Annotated in this window: 2 protein-coding genes; both read right to left on the bottom strand. The window is 61.4% G+C overall.

The window, feature by feature from the left end; translation table 11 throughout:
• Positions 1-385, bottom strand: a 385-nt coding sequence (locus EN991_RS34880) for a response regulator (RefSeq protein WP_127370425.1), incomplete at its 3' end; no start/stop codon positions are given.
• Positions 375-1,697, bottom strand: coding sequence for an ATP-binding protein (locus tag EN991_RS34875; RefSeq protein ID WP_024505204.1), 1,323 nt, complete (start codon positions 1,695-1,697; stop codon positions 375-377). The genes EN991_RS34880 and EN991_RS34875, both read right to left, overlap by 11 nt.
• Positions 1,698-1,779 lie beyond the last annotated feature (82 nt).

Raw genomic sequence — 1,779 nt, 5'->3', positions numbered from 1 at the left:
CGGCGAGCGGCACCGAAACATTGCCCTCGACCTGGCCGAAAGCCGCTTCAATGTCGTCTGTATTGGCGGGCTTGGCGAGATACTGGCAGGCGCCGAGCTTGATCGCCTCGACAGCGGTGGCGATGCTGGCAAAGCCGGTCAACACGACGATCCGCATTTCAGGATCGTGTTCGTGCAGCGCCCTGACGCACTCAAGGCCCGAGCCGCTGGCAAGCTTGAGATCGATGACGGCATATTGGAAGGCAACGGTGCCGATCAGCGCCTGCACGCCGTCGACGCTCCGGCAGCTATGCGTTTCGTAATCACGCCGTTCGAAAGACCGGCGCAGTGCGTTGGCAAAGGCGATGTCGTCCTCGACGATCAGCAGCGTGCGTTTAGTCGGCATTGTGCCCTCGCGGAGACAGAGCAGCCAGCGGCAGATGCAACGTAACCGAAGCTCCCCCTTCGGTTCTGTTTCTTACGGTGACGCTACCCCCCAGCTTGCGGATGACATTGACGACCAGAAACAGGCCGAGCCCGCTACCTGGCCGGTTCTTGGTCGACGTGTAGGGCTTGCCGAATTCAGCAAGCATGGTTTCTTCAAATCCCCGTCCCGCGTCGACAACTTCGATGATGAGATCGTTCGCGTGGCGGCTGACGATCAAACCGACCCATAGAGGCGACGCTTCAAGTGCGTTGTCCAGTACATTGAACATCACCTGTTTGAGCGCGGGATCGGAGACGATCTCCTGGTTGGCGCCGAAACGCCTGGTGTATTCGAAACCTTGCGGCAGCCGTGTCGACTTCCATTCGGCCACCAGCTCCGCCAGAAAGGCATCGACGGAGGTGCGAACCGTGCCTTCGCCGCGCAATTCGCCCGACGACATCAGGATTCCCGAAACGATCTTCTTGCAACGGTCCAACTGGCCCTGCATCTCCCGGATTTCCTGCGCCAGATCCGGATCGGCCTCGAGAACCGGCATGCGCTGCCAGTCGTTGAGGATGACGGAAAGCGTAGCCAGCGGCGTGCCTAGCTCATGCGCGGCGCCAGAGGCGAGCAGGCCCATCCTGACGATGTGAGCCTCCTCCGCCGATTGCTGGCGCAAATCCGCAAGATGAGCGTCGCGGGTGCGAATGTTGTTCTGGACCCTGGTGATGAACAGCACCAGAAGCGTTGCCGCCAGGACGAAACAGATGAACATGCCCTGAATGTGCAGGCTGAACAGCCCGGCACCGTGTGCGGCGGGCAGGCTGATCTCACGGTAGAAGGTGGTCAGCGCGATGAAGCACGTGCTTGCAATGAGGACAAGCGCCCAGACCGACCATGTCTCCAGCAGTACCGCGCCCAGGATGACCTGGAGCAGGTAAAGCGAAATGAAGGGATTGGACGCGCCGCCGCTCAGGTAAAGCTGGACCGTCAACGCGGTGACGTCGAGCAGCAGTCCAAGAAACAGCTCGGTGTTGGTGATCGCGTCCTGGCTGCTGTGCCGGCGCAGGCTGGCGACGTTGAGAGCGATCAGCAGCAGGATCACCACTGCCATCGGCACCAGCGGCAGCCCGATGCCAAGCGCGTAGCGGACGAACAGGATCGTCACGATCTGACCGCCGACCGCGATCCAGCGCAGTTGGATCAGAAGCAGAAAATTCTGCTTGTTGGTCTTGTCGTGCAGCGTCATTGGGCCGGGAGGTCCCCAGCCCTGGCCAAGCAGGTCACTCAAGCGGGAGTCCGATCCAGGCGCTGGTTGAGCCGCAGCGCCAGCAGCGTGCATAGCGCTCCCGACAGCAGATAGGCGCCTGACG

This window comes from Mesorhizobium sp. M7A.F.Ca.US.005.03.2.1, from assembly GCF_003997795.1.
Lineage (GTDB): Bacteria > Pseudomonadota > Alphaproteobacteria > Rhizobiales > Rhizobiaceae > Mesorhizobium > Mesorhizobium ciceri.
Note: the sequence above shows the minus strand (reverse complement) of the source record. Positions and strands in the feature narration are given on the sequence as shown.